20 protein-coding genes and 4 pseudogenes are annotated in these 24563 nt (G+C 54.9%); 17 read left to right on the top strand and 7 right to left on the bottom strand.

What is annotated here, in order from left to right; translation table 11 throughout:
• Nucleotides 1-9: 9 nt before the first annotated feature.
• The 4 genes from PACILC2_RS11150 to PACILC2_RS11135 form a co-directional block, all read right to left on the bottom strand.
• Entirely contained in the window at nt 10-618 is a 609-nt protein-coding gene (locus PACILC2_RS11150; protein ID WP_213528901.1) for a TetR/AcrR family transcriptional regulator, read from the bottom strand.
• 15 nt (nt 619-633) lie between these two features.
• Complete coding sequence (locus tag PACILC2_RS11145) at nt 634-1602, bottom strand: FAD-dependent monooxygenase (RefSeq protein WP_213528900.1); 969 nt, start codon at nt 1600-1602, stop codon at nt 634-636.
• Nucleotides 1599-1820, bottom strand: a complete 222-nt coding sequence (locus PACILC2_RS27985; protein ID WP_213528899.1) for an FAD-dependent oxidoreductase — start codon at nt 1818-1820, stop codon at nt 1599-1601. The genes PACILC2_RS11145 and PACILC2_RS27985 overlap by 4 nt, the downstream gene beginning before the upstream one ends.
• A 240-nt stretch (nt 1821-2060) precedes the next feature.
• Nucleotides 2061-3101, bottom strand: coding sequence for a zinc-dependent alcohol dehydrogenase family protein (locus PACILC2_RS11135; RefSeq protein ID WP_213528898.1), 1041 nt, complete (start codon nt 3099-3101; stop codon nt 2061-2063).
• Between the two features lie 207 nt (nt 3102-3308).
• Between PACILC2_RS11135 and PACILC2_RS11130 the strand changes: the two are divergent.
• The 8 genes and pseudogenes from PACILC2_RS11130 (at nt 3309) to PACILC2_RS11095 (ending at nt 11369) form a co-directional block, all read left to right on the top strand.
• Nucleotides 3309-3753: pseudogene (locus PACILC2_RS11130) on the top strand (VOC family protein).
• A gap of 445 nt (nt 3754-4198) precedes the next feature.
• A complete protein-coding gene (locus PACILC2_RS11125) occupies nt 4199-5632 on the top strand; it encodes a PTS mannitol transporter subunit IIBC (RefSeq protein WP_213528897.1) in 1434 nt (477 codons plus the stop codon).
• A gap of 75 nt (nt 5633-5707) precedes the next feature.
• Nucleotides 5708-6133 (top strand): annotated as a pseudogene (locus PACILC2_RS29365) (HTH domain-containing protein); the annotation flags it as partial.
• Between the two features lie 175 nt (nt 6134-6308).
• The gene (locus PACILC2_RS11115) at nt 6309-7775 is read left to right on the top strand and encodes a BglG family transcription antiterminator (protein WP_244863443.1); all 1467 of its coding nucleotides are present in this window, start codon (nt 6309-6311) and stop codon (nt 7773-7775) included.
• Between the two features lie 2 nt (nt 7776-7777).
• Nucleotides 7778-8212: a PTS mannitol transporter subunit IIA gene (locus tag PACILC2_RS11110; RefSeq protein WP_062489878.1), complete on the top strand. Its 435-nt coding sequence runs from the start codon at nt 7778-7780 to the stop codon at nt 8210-8212.
• Nucleotides 8209-9360: a mannitol-1-phosphate 5-dehydrogenase gene (locus tag PACILC2_RS11105; RefSeq protein ID WP_213528894.1), complete on the top strand. Its 1152-nt coding sequence runs from the start codon at nt 8209-8211 to the stop codon at nt 9358-9360. The genes PACILC2_RS11110 and PACILC2_RS11105 overlap by 4 nt, the downstream gene beginning before the upstream one ends.
• A gap of 21 nt (nt 9361-9381) precedes the next feature.
• Nucleotides 9382-11103 carry a phosphoenolpyruvate--protein phosphotransferase gene (ptsP, locus tag PACILC2_RS11100; RefSeq protein WP_213528893.1) on the top strand — a complete coding sequence of 574 codons (1722 nt, stop codon included), beginning with the start codon at nt 9382-9384 and terminating at the stop codon, nt 11101-11103.
• Nucleotides 11016-11369: an HPr family phosphocarrier protein gene (locus PACILC2_RS11095; protein ID WP_307860550.1), complete on the top strand. Its 354-nt coding sequence runs from the start codon at nt 11016-11018 to the stop codon at nt 11367-11369. Before ptsP ends, PACILC2_RS11095 begins: the two co-directional genes overlap by 88 nt.
• A 66-nt stretch (nt 11370-11435) precedes the next feature.
• Here the strand turns inward: PACILC2_RS11095 and PACILC2_RS11090 are convergent.
• Nucleotides 11436-12487: pseudogene (locus PACILC2_RS11090) on the bottom strand (LLM class flavin-dependent oxidoreductase).
• Between the two features lie 202 nt (nt 12488-12689).
• On the opposite strand from PACILC2_RS11090, the gene PACILC2_RS11085 reads away from it, so the two are divergent.
• The 5 genes from PACILC2_RS11085 (at nt 12690) to PACILC2_RS11065 (ending at nt 18511) form a co-directional block, all read left to right on the top strand.
• Nucleotides 12690-13721: an agmatine deiminase family protein gene (locus PACILC2_RS11085; RefSeq protein WP_213528892.1), complete on the top strand. Its 1032-nt coding sequence runs from the start codon at nt 12690-12692 to the stop codon at nt 13719-13721.
• Between the two features lie 37 nt (nt 13722-13758).
• Entirely contained in the window at nt 13759-14637 is an 879-nt protein-coding gene (aguB, locus tag PACILC2_RS11080; RefSeq protein WP_213528891.1) for an N-carbamoylputrescine amidase, read from the top strand.
• A gap of 164 nt (nt 14638-14801) precedes the next feature.
• Nucleotides 14802-15848: an endospore germination permease gene (locus PACILC2_RS11075; RefSeq protein ID WP_244863442.1), complete on the top strand. Its 1047-nt coding sequence runs from the start codon at nt 14802-14804 to the stop codon at nt 15846-15848.
• Between the two features lie 46 nt (nt 15849-15894).
• On the top strand, nt 15895-17301 hold the full coding sequence (locus PACILC2_RS11070; RefSeq protein ID WP_244863441.1) for a spore germination protein: 1407 nt from the start codon (nt 15895-15897) through the stop codon (nt 17299-17301).
• A gap of 61 nt (nt 17302-17362) precedes the next feature.
• The gene (locus tag PACILC2_RS11065) at nt 17363-18511 is read left to right on the top strand and encodes a Ger(x)C family spore germination protein (RefSeq protein WP_213528890.1); all 1149 of its coding nucleotides are present in this window, start codon (nt 17363-17365) and stop codon (nt 18509-18511) included.
• 95 nt (nt 18512-18606) lie between these two features.
• Here the strand turns inward: PACILC2_RS11065 and PACILC2_RS26810 are convergent, their stop codons facing one another.
• Together PACILC2_RS26810 and PACILC2_RS11055 are read right to left on the bottom strand one after the other, a co-directional pair.
• Nucleotides 18607-18807: an ATP-binding protein gene (locus tag PACILC2_RS26810; protein ID WP_280515308.1), complete on the bottom strand. Its 201-nt coding sequence runs from the start codon at nt 18805-18807 to the stop codon at nt 18607-18609.
• Between the two features lie 243 nt (nt 18808-19050).
• A pseudogene (locus PACILC2_RS11055) lies at nt 19051-19556 on the bottom strand (hypothetical protein).
• Nucleotides 19557-19793: 237 nt separating this feature from the next.
• Here PACILC2_RS11055 and PACILC2_RS28665 point away from each other — a divergent pair.
• The 4 genes from PACILC2_RS28665 to cstA all read left to right on the top strand — a co-directional run bounded on the left by PACILC2_RS28665 (nt 19794) and on the right by cstA (nt 24231).
• Nucleotides 19794-20462: a LytS/YhcK type 5TM receptor domain-containing protein gene (locus PACILC2_RS28665; RefSeq protein ID WP_307860547.1), complete on the top strand. Its 669-nt coding sequence runs from the start codon at nt 19794-19796 to the stop codon at nt 20460-20462.
• Complete coding sequence (locus PACILC2_RS28660; protein ID WP_307860545.1) at nt 20441-21571, top strand: histidine kinase; 1131 nt, start codon at nt 20441-20443, stop codon at nt 21569-21571. The genes PACILC2_RS28665 and PACILC2_RS28660 overlap by 22 nt, the downstream gene beginning before the upstream one ends.
• Nucleotides 21546-22292, top strand: a complete 747-nt coding sequence (locus PACILC2_RS11045; protein WP_213528889.1) for a LytR/AlgR family response regulator transcription factor — start codon at nt 21546-21548, stop codon at nt 22290-22292. The genes PACILC2_RS28660 and PACILC2_RS11045 overlap by 26 nt, the downstream gene beginning before the upstream one ends.
• Nucleotides 22293-22437: 145 nt before the next feature.
• A complete protein-coding gene (cstA, locus tag PACILC2_RS11040; RefSeq protein WP_213528888.1) occupies nt 22438-24231 on the top strand; it encodes a carbon starvation protein CstA in 1794 nt (597 codons plus the stop codon).
• Nucleotides 24232-24563: the final 332 nt, after the last annotated feature.

The raw sequence follows: 24563 nt of genomic DNA, 5'->3' as shown, positions 1-24563 counted from the left end.
AGCCTGGAATCATGATTCGGGACGAGCCTTCAAAACTCTCAAAACCATATCCGCATCGGGCATCGGACAATCCTTCCATTGGATTTTGCTGATGGCCAGACCTTGAATAAGGGAGTAGTACAGCACCGCCAATTTTTCGGGATCGTCCTGCAGGATTTCTCCGGTTTGCTGGCCGGCTTCGATTAAGGGCAAGGTAGCCTTGATGGCTGAAAACGCAAGCTCATCGTCCATCATCTGTTTCACTTCCTCCGGTACGGCATCGGATGTAAAAGCTTGTATCATGATCAGAAAGAGATAAGCTCCCTCGCCGGCAATGTTTTGCAAAATCATTTGCGTCATCCAGCGCAGTTGTTGCAGAGGGGATCCCGCTTGTTGCCTGGCATATTGAATGACGAGAGCGGACCCCTGCAATGCCTTTTTGACCAGCGTGGTGAACATCTCTTCCTTGGATTTGAAATAATGGTAAACCAGGCCGTGGCTTAATCCCGCCTCAGAGGCAATATCGCTTATTTTGGCGGCGGCCATGCCCCTGCGGGCGAACACTTTCAAAGCCGCCTGAAGAATCTGCTCTTGGCGTTCGTCCCGAATTTGTTGATTTTGTTCTTCCGTTCTGGGCATACGTTGTTCCTCCGTTTATTTGTTGGCGGCATACATTTTGGCAAATATTTTTCCCTTCCAGGGCATTTTGTCCAAAACCCGCATATTCCAATAAAAAAGGCGCTTCAGCATGATGCTTTTGTTTAGTTTCTCCATCGCTTTTTCTTGCCGGACCTGACCTTCCTGCAGCTTATCGATTTCATCCCGCCGCATCTGTTCAAACGCCATCAATTTCGCGCGGGAAAAGTCTTGGGCTTGAAGGGCATCGCAGATGATCGGGGCCAGAACATCCGAATCCTTCATCGCCGCATTGACGCCGATTCCGCCTGCCGGGCTCATCGTATGCGCAGCGTCTCCCATAATGACCAGGCCATTCTTCACCCATGTTTCACATTTGCAGCTCTGAACGGGGAGGCATATAAAATCGTTCCAATCCCGAATATGCCGATCGACGAATGGCTTTAATTCCGGCGCGGCTTTCAATAACGTATCGATAAAAGGCTCAAAATTTTGCTTCCGGAGAGAAGGGAATGATCCTTCGGGAATTTGCCATCCGATCTGGACAAAACCTCCGGTACAGGCGAAGAGGGTAATTTGGGTATGATTGACGAGCACGATCCGCATCGTCGGTTCCCAATCGGACGGAACCGGTATTTTCGCCCATAGAACATCATAACCATGCTTGGCTATTGTTGCGGGAATATTCGCCAGTTTTCTTACGCTCGAATATCTTCCGTCAGCCCCTACGACAATTTTACTGCGAACCTCAACTTCCCCATCTTTACCTTTCGCTTTTAATCCTACCACATGATCTTGCTCGACGATTAACTCCGTAACGGTCGTTTTCATAAGCAATTCCAAACAACCGGTTTGCTGCGCTTCTTCGATGAGTACGCTAAGCAGGTGCTTATGGGGGAAATGAATGCCGACATGCTCGATACCGAACAGGTCAGGCGTGACGGACATGACCCTTTTGGTGCCGATAAAAAATTCAACCCTCTTCATCGGTAAAATCCCCAGTTCCGAACCTTATCAAAAAGCCGGTATTTCTTCAATAAGTCCGCCACATCGCCGTGTAAGTGTTCGCCGCGGAATTCACGGTCAAGCTCCTCATGCCGTTCGATCAGCAGCGTTCGAATCCCTTTTTGGGCCAGCAGATATCCAAGGAATGCGCCGGCTGGTCCTGCACCGACAATACAGACGTCAACATGATAAGTAGTCATTTATAATCCGCCTCTTTTTTGATTGAATATCAAGTCAATGAAAAACACAACCAAACTTTACTACACTTTTTTCTTTCGGTCAATAGGAAATGGGGAAAAATTTTCCATTGGACCATTTCCCCCGATGACTTAAGGCCAAGCGTTAACGCTCTTGATCTGATGGGAGGGTTGGCGAAACGAATATAAAGGGCTGTCCCCCTGCAAAATCCGGGACAGCCCTAATGGATGGAGAACAGTATTTTAATCGTTGGAAATAATCACTTTCAACGCTTTGTTTTTTGCCGCGTTTTTAAAGACGTCGTACGCTTGTTCGATCTGATCGAAGCTGAACCGGTGAGTCACCAGTTGCTCGGGCTTCAGCTTGCCCGATTTGACCGTATTAAGAAGCATCGGCGTCGAATTTGTGCTGACGAGGCCGGTCGTGATGGTGACGTTGCGGATCCACAGCTTTTCGAGGTGAAGCTCGACGCTTTTGCCATGTACGCCGACATTCGCAATGTGTCCGCCTGCGGCGATAATTTCCTGGCAGAGCGCGAAGGTCGCGGGAATTCCGACCGCTTCAATCGCTACATCGACGCCTTTATTGCCCGTAAGCTCCAATATTTTCTCAACCGCTTTGCCGTCGGAGGAATTCACCACTTTTGTCGCTCCGAATTTTTGGGCGACTTCGAGGCGGTTGTCATCCAGATCGATCATAATGATTTCAGCGGGAGAATAGAACTGGGCTGTCAACAGCGCGGCCAAGCCTACGGGGCCTCCGCCTACAATGGCTACCGTATCGCCGGGTTTGACTTGTCCGGAAAGTACGCCGATTTCAAATCCGGTAGGCAAAATATCGCTGAGCATAACAAGCGCTTCCTCGTCCACGCCTTCCGGAATGTGATACAAGCTGTTGTCCGCATGAGGAATGCGAACATATTCCGCTTGCGTGCCATCGATCAAGTGGCCCAGGATCCACCCGCCGTCTTCACAATGTGCATATAAGCTTTTCTTGCAGTTATCACATTTGCCGCAGGACGTAATGCAGGAGATCAGCACCCTGTCCCCCGGTTTGAAATTGTTGACGGCCGATCCGACTTCTTCGACGATTCCGACACCTTCGTGTCCCAATGTTCTGCCTGCTGTTACAGCGGGAACATCCCCGCCAAGAATGTGCAAATCCGTGCCGCAAATGGTTGTTTTCGTAATTCTGATAATCGCATCGGTTGGCTTCAAGAGAGACGGTTTTGGTTTCTCAACGAGTTCTTTGCCATGTTGTCCATTGTATACAAGCGCTTTCATAGAGGTCCTCCTCGCTTTGAAATGAGAGATTTCTCTCTTGCTTTTAGTATACCTCTTTCACAAAAAGGTCACAATAAAGCGGAGCTAGAAAGAATTTCTGGGTTGAAACTTCAAAAAGGTAAAGGATAGTCGGTTTGAATTGTTGAATATGTTTCGGAGATGATCGTTTGATGGAACCAATAATCGAGAACCAGGAGATGATGAATCTTGACATTGAGACTGAACCCTTACCTCGTGCTGGATGGAAATGCAAGAGAAGCGATCCGATTTTATGAGAAAGCGCTGGACGCCCAAGTCATCGGAATCCAAACGTTTGGAGAAATGCCGGAAAATCCCGAGTTTCCGCTCCCTGCTGAAGCGAAAGATCGTATAGCCCATGCGCTGCTGAAGGTCGGCGAAACGGATCTCATGTTTTCCGATACGTTCCCGGGTCAACCGCTGCAAAAGGGGAATCATGTGACCATTTGCATCACGACGAACGACACCCTGAAATCGAAAAAATTTTGAAGCCCTCCAGGAAGGCGGTCAAGTGGGAATGCCTTTACAGGAAACATTCTGGAGCCCTGCTTACGGCATCGTAACGGACAAGTTCGGCGTGACATTCCATATTACGACGGAAAGCGGCAGCCCACGAGAACAGAATTTTTCATGACTTTGCAGATATCATGGCGGTGACGAAGGACAAACAATTCGTTACGGCGAGACATACGTTGCAGTCCATATGGAAAATCGGTTTGACGGGCACGAAGCAAAAAGAAATGGTCGTGAACGGTCCGTCCGAAGTATGCGAGCGTATGGAAAAAGGCATGAAAAGGTTCTTTCTTTGAAAAAAGGTGAACGAAGAGGTTCGCAATATTTAAGTAATTTTGACAATACCTGTTGGCCGGACCGGGGCGTCCAGGAAGTTCCAGCAAGGGCGCAAGGCTTGAGCCACAACGGTTTCAACGACTTTCGGAGCGCCGATTATGGGCTGCCGGCGCCGGATCTAAAATCTTGTCAACAGCTTTCATGACGAAAGCTGCTTTTTCTTTAATTGATATTGTAAGCGCTTCCTGTTTATGATAGACCCTGGAGTTGAAATTGAGGGAGGTTCATGCATGAGTCAGCTGCGCAACCAGCATACTACTTCCGAAAGCAAAGCCCGGGTCGCAGTTCAGCGTTTTGGCAGGTTTCTCAGCGGCATGGTGATGCCGAATATCGGGGCTTTTATTGCATGGGGTTTTATTACGGCCATGTTCATTCCGACGGGGTGGATTCCTAACGAAAGTTTGGCTTCACTCGTCGGTCCTATGATGACTTATCTTTTGCCGCTCCTGATCGGTTATACCGGTGGTCATATGATCCACGGAACGCGGGGCGGCGTCATTGGGGCAGTCGCCACAATGGGGGCAATTGTCGGAGCCGAAATTCCGATGTTGCTCGGGGCCATGATTATGGGTCCGTTGTCTGCATGGATTTTAAAGAAATTCGACCAGGCGATTGACGGTAAAGTGCGCGCCGGATTTGAAATGCTCGTCAACAACTTTTCATCCGGCATCATCGGTTTTCTGTTGGCGCTTGCGTCGTTTAAAGGCGTCGGGCCGGTGGTCCAGACGGTAAGCAGGGCGCTGGCCGACGGCGTGGAATTTCTGATCAACAACAATCTGATTCCGCTGGCCAACATTTTGATCGAACCCGGCAAAGTTCTGTTCCTGAACAACGCCATCAACCACGGGGTATTGGGTCCGATCGCGCTGGATCAGGCTGCGAAGACCGGTCAGTCGCTGATCTTCATGCTGGAATCCAACCCGGGTCCGGGACTTGGCATCTTGCTTGCGTACTGGCTCTTTGGCCGCGGTATGGCCAAACAATCGTCTCCCGGTGCCATTATCATCCATTTCCTGGGCGGTATTCATGAAATTTACTTCCCGTATATTCTCATGAAGCCGGTTCTCATTCTGGCCGCGATCGGCGGCGGCATTGCAGGGACCTTTACGTTCTCGCTCTTGGGCGCAGGACTTGTCGCGACTCCTTCTCCGGGAAGTATTTTTGCCTACCTGGCGATGACGCCGAAAGGCGGTCTGATTCCGGTGCTCTCCGGGGTATTCGCTGCAGCGCTCGTCTCTTTCCTGATCGCCTCCGTCTTGCTCAAGACAAGCCGAAGCGGGCAGGAAGACGATCTGGAGTCCGCAACCGCCAAGATGAAAGAGATGAAAGCGAAGTCCAAAGGCGAAGACGCAGCACCGGCGGCCAATACGGTCAAATCCGCTGAAGAAGTGAACAAAATCGTTTTCGCTTGCGATGCCGGTATGGGCTCCAGCGCTATGGGAGCGTCCATTCTCCGCAGAAAAATGAACAAAGCCAATATTAAGGTGACCGTTACGAATACGGCCATCAACGATATTCCTGCGGATGCCGATATCGTTATCACCCATAACTCCCTGACCGATCGGGCCAAATTGAAAGCGCCGAATGCCGAACACATCTCGATCGACGATTTTCTGAAAAGCGCGGAATACGATGAGCTTGTGCAACGTTTGAGCAAATCATAAGCCGAGCCGAGGACGCAGCGCCGACGAATCGACCGTCGTCGCTACGTCCGTTTCTCGGAGAAAGGACTGCCGGCCATGATCGTCTCCAATCGACAGCGTCGCATATTGGAAGTGCTGCTGAACCGGCAAGGGGAAGTTACAGCCGGCGAGATCGCGGAAGAGGTCCAGATCAGCACAAGGACCGTTCATCGCGAGATGCTGGCGCTCGAGCTTCTCCTCTCGGAGCATCAATTGTCGCTGGTTAAAAAATCCGGCATCGGCATATCGATTCAAGGAAATGACGAGGACGTGGCCCGGTTTAAAAAGAAGCTCAGCCGTTCCGAAACCGCAACCTATTCTTCCGAGGAACGCAAAGTGCTCATCATATGCCGGCTGCTTGAGGAAGCCGAGCCCGTCAAACTCTTCGCGCTGGCCCACCAGCTGAATGCGGCGATTCCGACGATCAGCCGCGATCTGGATGAAATCGAGCCGGAATTGCGCAAGCACGGTCTGGAATTGGTCAGAAGAAGAGGGTACGGAGTGGAAATAACCGGCGACGAGTCCGCCAAACGCCACTTGATCGGAAGGTTGGCGCAGGAATATTTGGACGAATCCGATCTGTTCGGAACTTCTTCCGAGCAATCGTCCCCGTGGCCCGTTACCCGGCAATTGCTTCGCATGGTCGGCAAAACAATTTTTGTCCATCGAGAAGCTGCTGTGGAAATGGAAGGAGGGGTGGCCGAACCGGCTGCCGGAGGCGGCATACACGCGTTTGCTTATCCGGCTTTCCGTCGCGGTCACGCGCATGCAGCAAAATCACTGGATCAACCCCTCCGACCGGATGGTTGCAAGCGCGGGGGAACGGCAACCTCATCCCAGGCTCGAACGCTTTATGGAAGCCTTCGAACTGGAGTGGCCGGAAGCGGAGAAGGAATATGTGCAGAAGCTGCTCGACGACGTGGAGGAATATGCCGCCGATGATTCCGCGATACTGCTCGAAAAGTACGGATTGGAGCTGGCGGAGACGGCCGTCGATCTGATCCGGGCGGTAGGGCGCCGGATGGACATTCCGTTCGACCAGGACCGCTCTCTGCTGGACGGACTCATCCGTCACCTGGGCCCCGCTTTGGAACGGCTGCGCGAAGGCAAGGCCATCCGCAATCCGTTGCTTGCGCAGATCAAAAAGGATTACGAGCCTTTGTTTGCAGCGGTCAGAGAAGCCGCAGATGAAATATGGCGGGATCTCGTCGTGCCGGATGAGGAAATCGGTTATCTCGTCATGCATTTCGGAGCGTCCGTAGAACGGTGGCAGCTGTTTCCGCGAAACGTGCGGGCTTTGCTGGTCTGCACGAGCGGCATCGGCTCCTCGAAGCTGCTTGCGGTCCGTATCCATAAGGAAATTCCGCAGATCGAGCTGGTCGGACATTACTCGTGGTACGAAGCCGCGCGGATTCCGCAAGATCGGTATGACCTGATCATCTCGACGGTCGATCTTCCGGTGGAGCCGGATCGCTACATCAAGATCAGTCCGTTGCTGACCCGCGAAGAGAAGGAGAAGCTGCTCGCCTATATCCGCACGATTGCCGCGAACAAACCGTCGCCATCCGCCGTTAAGCCGTCGGACGATCATGGGCCGTGGGAGCGGCTGAAGCTGATCAACACCTACACTTCGGCAATCGTGCAAGTGCTGGATTCGTTTGCGGTATATTCGCTCGATCTTGCGGGCGGAAACGATCATTTGCAAGCCGTATTGACAGCCATTCTGGCCAGGCTGCCGAAAGGGATGTTGCAGCGGGAAGAGACGATCGTGGAGCGGCTCATCCAGCGGGAGAAATACGGCAGCCAAATCATCCCGGATTCGAAGCTGGCTTTATTCCACACCCGAAGCGAGTGGGTGCGCAAGCCGGTCGTGTCCCTGTTCCGCTTGAGCGCTCCTCTTATGCTGGGTCCCGACGGAACGTCCGAAGTCCGCCAAATTTTGCTGATGCTCGCGCCTCAGTCGTTAAGCCGTCCAATCCTGGAGGTGTTGAGCGAAGTCAGCGCCATGCTGCTGCTGCCCGAGACGATCCGGCTGCTGGAGGAAGAGGAGGCGGACAAGATCAAATCCTTCCTTTCGCTGGAGCTGGAAACCTTCTTGAGAACGAAATGGGAATGGAGAGAATAGACATGAGCATTTTGTCCAAAGAAAAAGTGAAGCTGAATGTAAAGGTTCAAGATAAAGTTGAAGCGATCCGGCTTGCCGGCCAACTGCTCGTCGACGCGGGACATGTGCCTGCGGCTTACATCGACAAAATGATCGAGCGGGAAAACGTGTCTTCTACTTACGTCGGCGGGGGGCTTGCGATGCCTCACGGGACGAACGATGCCAAAGAACTGATCCGCTCGACGGGCATGTCCGTGCTGGTCGTTCCGGACGGCGTCGAATTCGGCGGCGAAACGGCATATCTGGTCATCGGGCTCGCAGCGGTGGGTGACGAGCATCTGGAGATCCTCTCCGGCGTTGCCGCTATCGTATCCGAGGAAGACGACATGAAGCGCATTTTGCAATCCGCTTCGGAAGAAGAAGTGATCGCGATCTTCGAAGAAGGGATGAGCGCATGAAGGCCGTTCATTTCGGCGCCGGCAATATCGGCCTGGGCTTTATCGGGCTGCTGCTGTCCCGTTCGGGATTCCATGTGCAATTTGTCGACGTCGATGAAGAGCGTGTGAACCTGTTGAATCAGCGGGGAGAATACAAAGTTACGCTGGCGAACGAACAAGCCGACACAACGGTGGTGCGGAACGTTTCGGCCATTAACGGCAAAGAGAGCGACCGGGTGGCACAGGCCATCGCCGAAGCGGATCTGGTGACGACGGCTGTCGGTGTTAACGTCTTGCCCTATATCGCGGAGACCATCGCCAAGGGCATCGAGCTTCGACTGAAAGGAGCGGCCGGGCCGCTTACGGTTGTCGCCTGCGAGAATGCGATCGGCGGAAGCACGCAGCTCAAGGAACATGTGTACGGGCATCTTGCCCCGGAAGTCAAAGAGCGGGCCGCTGAACGTGTCGCTTTTCCGGATGCGGCGGTGGATCGGATTGTACCGCTCCAGCAAAGCGAGGACAAGCTTCATGTGACGGTAGAGCCTTTTTTCGAATGGGTGGTCGACCGTTCGGTCCTGCCCGAAGGATACCCTGTTATTGAGGGCGTCCATTACGTCGACAAGCTTGGGCCTTATATCGAGCGCAAGCTGTTCACGGTCAATACGGGTCATTGCTGCGCCGCCTACCACGGTTACCTGAAGGGTTATTCCACCATTCAGGAAACGATGCGCGATCCGGATATCGTGGCCGAGATTCGCGGCGTGTTGAGCGAGACCGGAGCCGTCCTGGTCAAGCAATACGGTTTTGACGAAGCGGAGCATCGCCGGTATATCGACAAAATCGTGGAACGATTCCGCAATCCGTACCTGACCGACGAAGTCGTCCGCGTCGGCCGCTCGCCGATCCGCAAGCTTTCGCCGAACGACAGGCTTGTTCGCCCGGCGATGACGGCATACTCGCTCGGGATGGAAGTGCCGCATTTGACGAATGCGATTGCGGCGGCTTTACGGTTCGATTACCGGGAAGACCCGGAAGCGGTCCAATTGCAAGAGACGTTGAAGGAACAGGGGATTCACAAGACCCTTACCCAATATACGGAAATACCGGAAAGCCATCCCCTTCACGGCAGGATCGTCGCAGCCTATGAGTCGCTCAAGCATCAGAAATAACCGCCAAGGAGGGTGTGGACGTTGACACAGCAGTTGAAAGGAATTGGAGCGTCGCCGGGGCTTGCCATTGCCAAAGCGATCGTTTTAAGCACGGAAACGTATATCCCGGAGAGAAGCGCGGTGGAACAGCCCGAACTCGAATTGCAGCGTTTCCGGAACGCGGTCCGGGAAGCACGGGAAGAGATCGAGCGAATCCGGGCGGCGGCAGAAGAGAAGCTCGGATCCGAGAAAGCGGAAATTTTCGAAGGGCATCTGCTTATCCTGGAGGACCCGGATCTGATCGACGTCATCGAGGACAAGATCAGGGAGGAAGCGGTAAACGCCGAATATGCGCTCTACGAGGTGTCCCAATCTTTCATTGAGACGCTGAGCCAGATGGAAGACGAATTGCTTCGGGAACGGGCGGCGGATATACGGGATATATGCGGACGGGTAATGAACCGTTTGCGCGGCATCGAAGGCGGCGACCTGTCCCAATTGACGGATGAATGCATTATCATTGCCGAGGATTTGACGCCTTCCGATACCGCTCAGCTGAATCTGGAGGCGGTGCGCGGGTTTGTAACCGAGATCGGCAGCCGCACGTCGCATTCGGCGATTATGGCCCGCTCGCTGGATATTCCCGCGATTGTGGGTGTCGGGCCCGATCTGCGGAACATTGAAGCGGGCGCCCTTGTGGTGATGGACGCTTCCGAAGGCATTCTCGCAGTCGACCCGAGCCCGGAGGAGCTTGCCTTGTTCAAGGAGAAGAAAGCCAAGTACGACCGGCGCAAGGCGGAGCTGGCCCAGTGGGCGAGCCGGCCGACGATCACCGCGGACGGCCAACGCATCGAGATTGCCGCGAATATCGGCCAGTTGGAAGATGTGCAGAAAGCGCTGGACAACGGCGCCGAAGGGATCGGCTTGTTCCGCACGGAATTCCTCTACATGGGCCGCAGCGAGCTGCCGACGGAGGAAGAGCAGTTCAACAGCTACAAATACGTGCTGGAGAAAATGGCCGGCAAGCCGGTCGTGATCCGGACGCTGGACATCGGCGGGGACAAGGAGCTTCCTTACCTGGACCTGCCTAAGGAAAGCAATCCGTTCCTCGGCCAAAGGGCGCTCCGCCTGTGCCTGGAACGGCAGGATGTCTTTCGCACCCAGCTTCGTGCGCTGCTGCGGGCAAGCCGCTACGGCAATTTGAAAATCATGTTCCCGATGATTGCCGTACTGGACGAGCTGCTGGAAGCGAAACGTATACTGGAGGAGGAGAAACGGCAGCTGACGGCCTCCGGCGTGGAGGTGTCCGACTCCATCGAAGTGGGCATGATGATCGAAGTGCCGTCGGCAGCTATTTCGGCCGACATCTTTGCGAAGGAAGTCGACTTTTTCAGCATCGGGACGAACGATCTGATTCAATATACGATGGCCGCCGACCGGATGAACGAGACGGTGTCCTATCTGTATCAGCCCTGCCATCCGTCTATCCTGCGGCTGATCCGCAGCGTAGTCGAAGCGGCAAGGCAAGAAGGAAAATGGGTAGGCGTATGCGGCGAGATGGCAGGCGACCTGACGGCGATTCCGCTGCTGCTTGGCCTCGGCGTCCAAGAGCTCAGTATGAGCGCCGGTTCGATCCTTCCTGCCCGGGAGCTGGTCGGACAGCTGTCCCGGAACGAATGGGAGACCTTGTCCGGACAATCGCTTGCCATGCGCGGGCAGCAGGAAGTTCAATCCTTCGTGCAGGACCATCGGAGAGGAGTTTAAAACACCATGATCACGAAAACATTCAAGATTATGAATCCGGCCGTTTTCACGTCCGCCCGATCAAAACTTTCGTGCAGGCGGCCAGCCAGTATCCCTGCAAAGTAAACGTCATAAACAAAGGGAAAAAGGTGAACGGCAAAAGCTCGCTCAGCATGCTCACCCTCGGCATCGCGGCCCAGGACGAAGTAACGCTGGAAATCGACGGCGAGCAAGAAGAAGAAGCGATGAAGACATTGGGCGATCTGCTCGTGCAAATTCACGAATAACAAGGTTACGATCGGCCAAGTAAAGTTCAAGGGCACCTGATTCGCAGGTGCCCTTGAACATTTGGCTTATTCCTTTGTCTCGATTCGGGCAAGCTCTTTGTGCACGATCGGGGCGACTTTGGTGCCGAGCAGCTCGATGGCGCGCATCACTTCGCGGTGCGGCAGCGTGCCGACGTTCACATGCAGGAAGAAACGGGTAACGCCCAGGTTTTTGCGCAGCAGAATAATCTTTTCCGCGACATATTCGGGATCGCCGACATAGAGGGCGCCCCGAAGGCTGCGTGCGGCATCGTAAGTGGCGCGGGTATAAGGCGGCCACCCCCGCTCCCGCCCGATGACATTCATCTGGGCTTGCGTGGAAGGGAAGAATAGATCGGCAGCCTGCTCGGTCGTTTCGCCGACAAATCCGTGCGAATGGGTCGCGATCGGAAGCTTGTCGGGGTCATGTCCGGCCCGCGCAGCCGCCTCCTTATAGAGAGCGACTAACGGAGCGAATCGCTCCGGCATGCCGCCGATGATGGCGAATACGATCGGCAGCCCCAGCGTTCCGGCCCGGACCGCCGATTCCGGATTCCCGCCGCTTGCGATCCATACCGGCAGCGGGTTCTGAACGGGTCTGGGATAGACACCGAGATTATGGATGGCGGGACGGTGGCGGCTGCCGCTCCACGTTACCTTCTCCGAGGATCTGATCGCAAGCAGCAGTTCCAGCTTTTCCTCGAACAATTCGTCATAATCGTCCAGGCTGTATCCGAACAGCGGGAACGATTCGATGAACGAACCCCGGCCCGCCATAATTTCGGCCCGGCCGTTCGAGATGCCGTCAAGGGTGGAAAAGTCTTGAAATACGCGTACCGGATCGTCTGAAGACAGGACCGTAACGGCGCTTGTAAGCCTGATCCGCTTCGTCATGGCAGCCGCTGCCGCCAGCACGACAGCGGGTGCGGAGCTAGCGTAATCGGCCCGATGATGCTCTCCGACTCCATAGACATCGAGACCGACCTGATCGGCCAGTACGATCTCCTCAACCGCTTGGCGCAGCCGTTCGGCATGGCTGATGACTTTCCCTGTCGCCGGGTCCGGTGTCGTCTCCAAAAAGTGCTGATTCCAATTTCCATCGTCTTTTTATGATCGGCCATTGTGACTCGCCTCCTTTATTACTCTCTATTTTACTTAATTATTTACGGTTTCTCAAATTTAGTAAGTAATTTGTCTGACAAGCACCGCCAGACGGATTGTGACGGGCGTCGTTTTATTATATGATTAGGATGGCCTTCGGGAGTAACGGGGCTAATTGACGGAATTGATGTGGAGGACGCGATGTATCCCAGAGATTTGAATTATAGAATGCCGGCGGAATGGGCGCCGCATATCCGCACGTTTATATCCTGGCCGGTGCGCGATTCGATGTGTTATCCGGAGCAGTACGAGCAGGTGTGTCAAGGTTATGCGGAGATTATTGCGGCGATCGCCGAGTTCGAACCGGTCACGGTGGTGGTCAATCCGGACGATCTGGAGAAGGTCAGCCGGTTGTTCGCCGATAACCGGATCGAATGCCTGCCCATCGAGCATAACGATGCCTGGCTGCGGGACAACGGACCGACCTTCGTCGTCAATGACGAGGGCGGCCTGGCGGGCGTCAACTGGCGCTTCAACGCATGGGGCGGCAAATATTCGCCATGGGATCTGGACGACGCGGTGGCCCCGCAAATATTGCGGCATGTCGGCGTCCGGCAATTCGATGCGCCGCTTGTCATGGAAGGCGGCTCGATTCATACGGACGGCGAAGGCACGCTGCTGACGACGGAAGAGTGTCTGCTGAATCCGAACCGGAATCCGCAGCTGAGCCGCGAGCAGATCGAAGCGCATTTGCGAAACTTCGTCAATGCGGAACGGATCATCTGGCTGAAGCGCGGGCTTAGCGGCGATGAGACGGACGGCCATGTCGACAACGTCGCCTGCTTCGCGGCGCCGGGCAAAGTCATCCTGCAAGTATGCGACGATCCGGACGACGAGAATTACGCGATCACGCAGGAAAACCTGAAAATTTTGCAGGAGGCGGTCGACGCGAAAGGGCGCAGGCTCGAGGTTATCCCGATTCAGCAGCCGCCGAAGGCGTTTTATGACGGCTCGCGGCTGACGCTCAGCTATCTGAATTTCTACTTCGTTAACGGCGGCATTATTTTGCCGGTGTTCGGAGGCGCGGCGGAGGAGACGGACCGGATGGCGCAGCAAGTGCTGAGCGAGACGTTCCCGGATCGCCGAATCCGCACGGTGAACGGCATGGCCATTATCCGCGAGGGCGGCAATGTCCACTGCACGACCCAGCAGATGCCCGCCGGACGCGCGTAAACACGTCAAGATCAAGCATTCGCAAGGAGGAGCGGCTATGAGAAAGGTGAAGGTGGCAGCGACACAGATGAGCTGCTCGCACAACAAGGAAGAAAACATCGCCAAAGCAGAGTCGCTGGTCAGGGAGGCGGCAAGGCAGGGCGCGCAAATTATACTGCTGCAGGAGCTGTTTGAAACGCCGTACTTCTGCCAGAAGGAGAAGTCCGAATACTACAGCTATGCGACCGAACTGGAGGAGAATGCGGCAGTCCGGCATTTTCGAAAGATCGCGAAGGAGCTGCAGGTCGTGCTGCCGATCAGCTTCTACGAGAAGAAGAACAACGCCCGCTACAATTCGCTAGCGGTCATCGACGCAAACGGCGAGGTGCTCGGCAAGTACCGGAAGAGCCATATTCCGGACGGCCCCGGCTATGAGGAAAAGTTTTATTTCAACCCGGGCGATACCGGATTCCGCGTGTGGAAGACGCGCTACGCCAAGATTGGGGTCGGCGTCTGCTGGGATCAGTGGTATCCCGAGGCGGCGCGCTGCATGGCGCTGATGGGAGCCGAGCTGCTGTTCTATCCGACGGCAATCGGCTCGGAGCCGCACGACAGCTCGATCGACTCCAAGGATCATTGGCAGACGTGCATGCTCGGCCATGCGGCGGCGAACCTCGTGCCGGTCATTGCCTCCAACCGTGTCGGGGTGGAGGAGGACGACGATTCGAGCATTACGTTCTACGGCTCGTCCTTTATCGCCGGACCTCAGGGCAACTTGGTGGCGGAAGCGGGACGGACGGAAGAGACGGTGCTGACCGCCGAATTCGATCTGGACCTTCTGGAGACGCAGCGCATCGAGTGGGGCATTTTTCGCGATCGACGGCCGGACCTGTACAAAATCATCACCTCCTACGATGGCGAGCTTCGATTCGATTAAGTAACGGAACCATATGAAAGCAACGCAAGGGAAAGCATGTCCTCATCCCGTAAAGGGAGGGCATGCTTTTTTGCTTGTAATTCCCGATCGGAATGAAAAAATGCAGGGAGGTTAAAATAGACCAGCAATCAAAAATTGATCCCAACTTTGGATGTGATCGGAAAGTGAACCCGGACAACAAACTGAGCTTTGCGCAGGTTTTTATGATGCTCATGCTGATGAACGGCCTGGCCTGTCATGTCATTGTCAACCCGATGATTCTCGATGCCTCGGGAAGGGACTCATGGATAACGGTTCTGGTGACCGGTATCGTGTTACTCGTATGGATGATGCTGCTCGCTTTCATCATGCGCAGATCGGGACAACAGGAATTCAAAACATGGCTCGCCCGCCGGATATCTCCTGTCGGAGCCTGGCTTCTAATCCTTCCGGTATGCGTGCAAATGTATCTGATCGGCGGCATGACGGTTGTTCATACGACATCCTGGCATATTACCAATTATTTGCCGGCAACTCCCAAGCTGCTTCTGGTAATCGCATTGGTGCTGTTCTGCTGTTTTATTGCGCTTTGGGGCCTTAACGTCATCGCCATACTTTCCGGCGTGTTGCTTCCGCTCGTTGTGGTGCTCGGCATCTTCGTAGGCAGCTTCAACGCCCCGATGAAAGATTATGCCTTGCTGCGTCCGATCCTCGAGCACGGCTGGGGACCGGTCTTGGCCGGCATGGTCTATGCGGGCGCCGGATTCGTCGAGTTGGTGGTGCTGATCATCATGCAGCATCGGATCAAAACGAAAGTTCGTGTCTGGCATCTGCTTCTGTATGGTTTTATTACGGTCATCATTACACTGGGGCCGATTATAGGGGCCATAACGGAATTTGGTCCCGAAGAAGCCGCCAACCAGATGACGTCCCCTTATGAGCAATGGCGGTTGGTGCGGATCGGACTATACGTCGAGCATCTCGATTTTCTGTCGATTTTCCAGTGGTTATCCGGCGCTTGCGTTCGGATTAGCCTGTCTGTCTATTTGTTTGTCGAAACGCTGTCGATCCGTAAAGACCGCGTTCGCGGATGGATCATCATTGCGGTCACCGCGAGCTACATTCTGTTGTCTTTAATTCCCATTAACGAATACTCCTTTTATTTGTGGTTGTATCGTTACTATATGCCGGTTTCCCTGATCGTCATCTTGACCTTGTCCTTTTTTGGATGATCGTCGCATTGTTTTCAAGACCAGTCCAGGAGGAGGCCACATAAACATGAACGCCCTGACACAGAAGGATCGATGGACGGAACAAAAGCTGCGGGATCTGTTCGCAGGCTCGGCCGACGTGGTAATCCAGACTTGCCGGTACGGCGAGCAGGAGATTCTGGAAGTTGTCATGGTGTATGCCGAAGGGCTGTGCAACAGCCAGGAAATCGGCAAGACCGTCTTTCCGGAATTGAAGAAACTGTACAGGCTGCAAGGCTCGTTCGATGATCCGCTCGTCAAGTTATCGAGTTCGCTGCCATTGAGGGCGTTAGGCGGCGCTTCGTCGGATCAGCTGGCCGAAGCTGTGTTTCAGGGGGATTTGCTTCTCCTGTTCGCGAAAGAGAACGTACTGTGTTCCATTGATTTATCGGACCGGCCGATGCGTCAGCCGCAGGAATCGAATACGGAAATATCGGTTAAAGGTCCGAAGGACGGCTTCGTCGAGGATATTGCCGTCAATATCGCCTTAATCCGCAAGCGGCTTCGAGACCCGTCTCTGCATGTTGAGATTACGTCGATCGGACGAAGAACGAAAACCAAGGTCGGGCTGATGTATTTCCATGACATCCTCGATCCCGCTGTGCTGAAGGAGGTGCGCAGCCTGCTTAGCCGACTCGATGTCGACGGCCTTTTCAGCATTTATCAGCTGGAGGCGGCCTTGACCAAATCGAAGTTCAACATCCTCCCGCTGATGGACTTTACCGGAAGGCCCGATTATGCCGTCTCCAGTCTGCTTGCCGGTCGATTTGTGCTCATCGTCGACGGCCTGCCGATGGTGCTGATCGCTCCGGCCACCTTGTCGTTTATTTTGAAATCGCCGGAAGACACGCATTTTAATTACACCTATGTCTCGTTTGCGCGGGTCATCCGAATTATCAGCTTGTTTCTGTCCATCTTTCTGCCGGCGATTTGGGTGGCGCTCATGGCCTTTCATCCGGATCAGGTTCCGTTCCGGATTTTGGCGACCGTCTCGGTCACGCGCATGGGGGTACCGCTTTCCGCTCCTATGGAGATGTTTCTGCTGCTGATGTTGCTCGAGATCTTTCGGGAAGCGGGAGTGCGGCTGCCGAACGCGATCGGTCAGACGTTAACGTCCATCGGCGGTCTGATCATCGGCGATGCCGCCATTCGTGCAGGTCTCGTATCGCCTTCGGTTGTTGTTGTCGGCGCGATTACGGCGGTATCGGGCGTTACCCTGGTCAATCAGTCGCTCAGCACCCAGGTCAGCATTTTGCGTCTGTTTTTCTTTATCCTGTCGGCTCTTCTCGGGATGTACGGGGTTATCTTGGGCATGGTTCTGCTTCTGGCTTACATGAGCAGCCTAAGGTCTTTCGGCGTCGGTTATCTGATTCCGTTGTCACCCATTGTGGTCAAGGATTTGGTGGTATCTTTTTACGGGTGCCGTGGTTCATGATCAAGAAAAGACCCGGGTTTCTGCATACGATTGACAGCGACCAGAAGGGGGAGGGGAGAAAATGAAAGCGGTCCGGCAACTGAGAGCTTCCTTGCTCATGCTCGGCCTGCTCAGCGGCTGCACGAATATGTCGGATATTCAAAATATGGCCTATGTGACGACGCTCGGGGTCGACTACGTGAACGGCCGGTGGGTATCCTATGCGCAAATCCACAACTTTACGAGCCTGGCCCGCACAGAACAGCTGGAAATCGGAAAAGCGGTCCCAGTTTGGGTCGGCAGAGGAGAAGGGGAGTCGCTGACAATGGCGCTGGCGAATACAAGCACGGCTTCGCAGATGCGTTTGTTTTGGGGGCATGTTCATGCCGTCGTGTTGTCGGAAAGAGTGCTCAGGCAAGACTTGGCCGAAGTGTATGCCGCAATAAACCGCTACCGGGAAGTGCGATATAACGTTCTCATTTACGGTACGAAGCGGAAGCTTACCGACATCCTGATTCAGAAATCGCTGCTGAATTTGCCGCCGCTGGATTCAATCATGTTCACGGCGACCCAGACGAACTCGCCCAGATCGTTCATTCTCCCTTCAACCGGCAATCGCATAATTGCGAATTTGAACGAGCCTGGTGCGCCGGTATTTATACCGTCCATCGATATCGAGCCCGGCGATTGGTCTGAAGACAAGAAGAGCAGGCCGATGTTTAAAATTTCCGGCGCCTATTTCTTCCACAATTACAAGATGCGTGCATGGATGTCCGAGGAAGATCTGAGAGGGATGAGATGGGCGATGAAAGACTTGCAGGAGACCCCGGTTCGTATTCCCGGGGGAGACTCTACGGATGCCGTGCTGATGTATTCCCGACCGAAGCTATCGATTACACCGATTGTCAAAGGCAGGGAGGTTTACTACGATCTTCGCGTTCACGCAGACGGCTATGTGATTGAATTACTGGAGGATGTCCCGCTTCCCAGGTTGAAGAGCGAGACAGCCGGCGTAATACAGAGCGAAATCGAGACGACGTATCGAAAAGCCGTGGCGGCCAAGTGCGACCCGTTCAACCTGCAGGAAGCGTTATACCGCAAATATCCCCATACGTTTCGCCGTCTCTCTGAAAAACAGGATTTTATTTTAAAGCCGGATTCTTTGAGAAACATTCAGGTAGAGGTGCAAATTACAGGTCTGGGCAAGTACAAGGGCAGAGTCGTGAAGTGAACGCAGACGGGCGTCTTATGTGGAAAGGCGGGACGGCCAAGCGGAGGACTCCTGCGAAAAGGCGTTCTCCGCTTGGCGGGACTCATGAGGCCGGATCAAGCCGGATGCTGTCGGGACGGTCCCTGTCGTTCTGCGAGCGGCAGCGTAAACGAAAACGTCGAGCCTTTGCCTTTTTCGCTCTCCGCTTCGATCTTCGAGCCGTGCATGTCGAGAATCGTCTTGACGATAGACAGACCGATGCCGGTCCCGTTGCGCTTCGATCTCGCCTCGTCCGACTTGTAGAAGCGGTCCCATATGCGGGCGAGCGTGATGCAAGTTGGCGGCAGTAGGCGCGCAGTTCTGACAGATAAGGACCGACGGCCGCTTCAAATTCGGATGGAAACGGCATATTCGCATCTCTCCAGGCTCGTTTGGCCTTAGTTTAACAGCCGAATATGAACAAAATATGACGGACGGGGATGGCAAAAAAGAAGAGGCTGCACATGATGTGCGGCCTCTCGTTCGCGGCGCTTGCTTTCGCGATTTTTTCGTAGGGACGATCAGACCGATTGCCGGTTGCGCATCAGCATCAGCAGCCCGCCGGCGATAATGAGCGCCGCGGCGATGATCGGCTGTCCGCCCGACAAGCTGCCCAGAATGGAGCCGAGGGAGAAGATGGCGAAGAACAGGATCGACAGAACAGTTAAAATATTGATCGGGATGAGCAAATATTTATTGCGGCCGCCGAACCAATACAGTTCGAACAGACCGACCGCGACCGCGAATATAAATCCGGGCCACATGACGTCCCAGCTGTCGAACAGCATGGCAATCTGGCATATGATGCCGACCGTAAAGACGATGCCTCCCGGCACCAGCACGCCGACGGCCTGACGGTGCAGGACGGAGAAGTACAGCCAATGAAAAATACGCCTACCGGGATGACGAACAAGGTGGGCCAGAAATAGGCGAATATCGTCCCGGTGTTCAATTCGATATCGCCTCTCATAAACATAAACGCGCCCAGCAGGATCAGAATCGGGCCGAGAAAGGCACTCCGGTTCAAATTCAACACATTCACTCCCGTTTCCATCGGATATGGATTCCAGCATACCACGGCATTCCCAAGTTGTCTTCCTGCCGCGGGAAGAATGAAAAATCGGGCTGGAGACCGATTTCTTGCGGAATAAAATATGCTGGCCGGGGGTTATTTTGCTTGCGCTAACAACTTCCAAGCCAAACCGGGCTGCAATCTTCTATAATAGAAAGACATACTGCAGACTTTGCCGGGGAGGAAGAGGCGATGATCGGACTGTTGCCGTTAATGCTGGAGCGGGTCGGCATTTTGTTAATTATCGTATTTCTCGTATCCAGAATGAAATCGTTTCGGAACATTATCCGCCACGAGCACGGCTATAAAGAAAAGATGGCGCTGATCGCCGTGTTCGGCACGTTCGGCATCATCAGCAACTATACCGGGATCGAAATTCGCGACGGCGAAATTTTGACGGTCGTATGGCAAATCGCCGTCGCCGATGACGGCGCTATCGCGAATACGCGGGTGCTGGGCGTCGCGCTCGGCGGATTGCTGGGCGGCCCGCTGGTCGGAACCGGCGCCGGTCTGATCGCCGGTCTGCACCGGCTGACGCTCGGGGGCTACACGGCCGTCGCCTGCGGCCTATCCACCATCGTGGCCGGCATCGCAACCGGCTTTATCGGCAATTACTTGCGCAAACGGGGACAAAACACGCCGTGGCGGGCGGTTGCGGTCGGCATCGTGATGGAATGCATTCAGATGGGCGTCATTCTGGCGATCGCCAGACCGTTCTCCGCCGCGCTCCAGCTGGTGGAAGTGATCGCCATTCCGATGATCGTGATCAACGGCTTCGGCACGCTGCTGTTCATGCTGATCATTCAGTCCATTTTCAGGAGCAGGAAAGAACGCGCGCCTTGCAGACGCAGACCGCACTGAGCATCGCGGACCGGACATTGCCGTATTTCCGCCAAGGCTTGAACGCGCATTCTTGCCGGGAGGCGGCGAAAATCATTCTGCAAGCGACCAACGCCGCCGCCATCGCCATTACGGACCGCGAACGCGTGCTGGCGCATATCGGTGCGGGCTCCGACCATCATATTCCGGAACAGCGCATCGTGACCCGGTTGACGCGCAATGTGCTGGAGCAGGGGCGCATTCTGAAGGCGAGGACGAAGGAGGAAATCCATTGCTCCAGGCCGGACTGTGCGCTGCAGTCGGCGATCGTGCTGCCGCTTCGCGTTCATCAGAAGACGGTGGGGACGCTCAAGCTCTATTTTACGGAAGCGAGCCAGATGGATCTGGTGGAGCAGGAGCTGGCCGAAGGGCTGAGCAGGCTGTTCTCGACGCAGCTGGAGCTGGCCGCCGCCGAGCAGCAGAGCAAGCTGCTGCAGGACGCGGAGATCAAGGCGCTGCAAGCGCAGGTGCATCCGCACTTTCTGTTTAATGCGATCAACACGATATCCGCGCTGTGCCGGACCGACCCGGACAAGGCGAGGAAGCTCTTGCTGCAGCTCGGCGTGTTTTTCCGCAGCAATTTGCAGGGCGCGCGCCATACCCTGATCCCGCTGCATAAGGAACTGGAGCATGTGGAAGCTTATATATCGCTGGAAAAAGCGCGTTTTCCGGGAAAATACAGCGTCGATTTCCGCATCGAGCCTTCGCTTGGCGAGGTGATGGTTCCGCCGTTCACGCTGCAGCCGCTGGTGGAGAACGCCGTGCGGCACGCCTTTGCCGGCCGGAAGGAAGGATTGATTACGATTCGGGCTTACCGCGAGCGCGACCGCATGGTGCTCATTACGGAAGACAACGGCAACGGCATACCCGCCGATGTGGTTGGCCGGCTCGGCAAGCAGGCGGTCGAATCGAAGGAAGGCACCGGAACGGCGCTGGTCAATATTGGCAAAAGAATCGAAGAGCTTTACGGCGGCGAGGCGGTGTTCCGGGTCGAAAGCGAACGGGATGCCGGTACGAAAGTTTTCATTTCGCTGCCGCTCAGCCAGGAGAGTGGGAGGGGTCTGCATGTTGAGAGCGTTCATTGTGGATGATGAGCCGCTGGCCAGAGACGAACTGGCGTATATTTTGCGTCGGACCAAACGGGTCGATGTGATCGGGGAAGCGGAAAGTCTGGAGCAGGCTGCGGAACAGATCGGGCAATATAAGCCGGATGCCGTCTTTCTGGACATACAATTGGCCGAGGACAGCGGGCTGGAGCTGGCGGCGCGGCTCGTACGCGATGACGAAAGACCCGATATCGTGTTCGCCACGGCGTACGACGAGCACGCCTTGAAGGCGTTCGAGCTGAACGCGGCCGATTATATTTTGAAACCGTTCGACGAGAGCCGGATCCGGCAGACGGTCGAGAAGCTGATCCGATTGCGGGATGCGCGGGATGCCGTCAGCACACGCAAGGCCGCTCCGCAGTTGGCGCCGGAACGGACAGACAAGCTGGCCATCATGGTCGATGATCGCATTCTGCTCGTTCCGGTAAGCCAGATTTTGTATATCGGTTCCGAAGAAGGCAAGACGGTCATCGCAACGGAAAGCGGGCAAAAGTATACGGTGGCCGAACCGCTGGTCGTTTTCGAGCAGAAGCTGCGGAATACGCCTATCGTGCGTGTCCACCGCGCCTATCTCGCGAATATGGACGGCATTGTGGAAATTCAGCCGTGGTTTCATTCAACATACAACCTGATGATGAAAGACGGCTCGAAGGTGCCGGTCAGCCGGACGTACACGAAAGAATTGAAGCAGCTGATCGGCTTGTAAAAGGGGATGGCCGGCTGCGTTCCGGCCCTCGCATTTTGAATTTCAGCTCCCGGCCTTGACCTTTTATCCTGAAAACCGCGAAATAGCGCTTTCATTTTGTATGATGGATAAACAACCAAGGTCAACGAAAGGACGGGACATTGTTATGAATGCGATTACAATTGTCATCGGATCGATTTGTATCCTGATGATCGCATACCGGATATACGGGACATTCATGGCGGCCAAAGTATTGAAGCTGAACGACAATCAACCTACGCCGGCGCATACGTTGAACGACGGCAAAGATTACGTGCCGACGAACAAATGGGTCGCCTTCGGCCATCATTTCGCCGCTATCGCCGCGGCGGGGCCGCTCGTCGGTCCGATACTGGCCGCGCAGTTCGGTTATCTTCCGGGCTTGTTGTGGCTGCTCATCGGAGCTGTCATCGGCGGCGCCGTGCACGATGCCGTCGTGCTTTATGCCTCGATGCGCAAGAGCGGCAAATCGCTGTCCGAAGTGGCCAAGGAAGAGCTCGGGCCGGTCGCCGCATTTTGCACCGGTTTGGCGATGCTGTTTATTATTACGATTACGATGGCCGGTCTTTCGATGGTCGTGCTGCATGCGCTGGAGCGCAATCCTTGGGGGACGTTCGCCGTCGGCATTACGATTCCGATCGCGATGGGTGTCGGACTGCTCTACAAGAAGACGGGCAATTTGAAACTGTCCTCGACGATCGGCTTCATCCTGCTCATGGCCGGCGTTTTTATCGGCCCGGCGATTCAGGAGACGGCTTTCGGGCAAATGCTGTCGTTCGATACGAAGACGCTGGCGATCATTTTGCCTGTATACGCTTTCTTCGCGGCGGCGCTGCCGGTCTGGCTGCTGCTCGCTCCGCGCGACTATTTGAGCAGCTTTATGAAAATCGGCGTCTTTATCGCGCTCGTGGTCGGCGTCTTTATGATCAATCCGAGCATTTCCTTTCCGGCTTTGACGGAATTCGTGAACGGGGGCGGCCCGGTCATCGCAGGCCCTGTCTGGCCGTTCATCTCGATCACCATCGCCTGCGGCGCCATCTCCGGCTTTCATGCCTTCGTCGGATCGGGCACGACGCCCAAAATGCTGAACCGTTGGAGCGACATCAAAGTCGTCGGCTTCGGCGCGATGCTGGTCGAATGTCTCGTCGGCATCATGGCGCTTATTGCGGCGATCGCGCTGCAGCCGGCTGACTATTTTGCGATCAACTCCTCGCCGGAAGTGTTCCGGACGCTCGGCATGAGCGTCGTCGATCTGCCGAGGCTGAGCGAGGAAATCGGACTCAATCTGGAAGGGAGAACGGGCGGCGCGGTGACGCTGGCCGTCGGCATGACACATATTTTCACGTCGATTCCGTGGTTCGCCAACCTGGCGCCGTATTTCTTCCAGTTCGTGATCATGTTTGAAGCCGTTTTCATCTTGACGGCTATCGATGCGGGGACGCGCGTCGCCCGCTATCTGATCCAGGACTTCTTCGGCGAAGTTTACAAGCCGCTGAAGCGTGTCGACTGGATGCCGGGCAATATTTTCGCCAGCGCGCTCGCCTGTCTGATGTGGGGCTACCTGCTGTACTCTGGCGATATCGGCTCGGTATGGGCGCTGTTCGGCGTCTCCAACCAGCTGATGGCGTCCATCGGGCTCATCATCGGCGCGACCGTCATCCTGAAAATCGCCGACAAGCGCCGTTATATGCTGACCTGTCTGGTGCCGCTTGCTTACCTGTTCGCCACGGTCAACTATGCGGGCTATTGGATGATCCGAAACGTGTACCTCAATCCCGAAGCGGCCGGTTACAACGTACTGAACGGGGTGCTGTCGATCATCATGCTCATCCTTGGCGTTGTCATTCTGGTTGCGGCGATCCGCAAGTGGATTCAAATTCTAAGCGTGCCGGGCGCGAGACTGGAGGCAAGGTCGGCGTAAGCGCAGGCAAGACGATGCAAAGGCCATCCTCGGCGGATGGCCTTGTTTTATGTACGCCCGGCATGGGCGTCATCTCTACGGTGAAAGTCCTGAGCTATACGAAACCGGCATATACGCTGGCCGCGGCAAACCCGGTCCAACAATACACAGTTTGTGGAAGAAGCATTTCCAGTGCTAAAAAGGGTTTAACGGCTTGTACAGATGCAATGTTACTCTAACGAATCTCACAGGCCTTATGTTTGCCAAAAAGCTGCTTTTTAAATTTTAACGAATCTGAGCCACCTTATTTACGATTTATCGCCTGAATTTAATCACTTTTAAGCAAATAGCGT

Source organism: Paenibacillus cisolokensis (assembly GCF_018403665.1).
Classification (GTDB): domain Bacteria; phylum Bacillota; class Bacilli; order Paenibacillales; family Paenibacillaceae; genus Paenibacillus_AH; species Paenibacillus_AH cisolokensis.
This window is presented reverse-complemented; position numbering and strand designations above follow the sequence as displayed.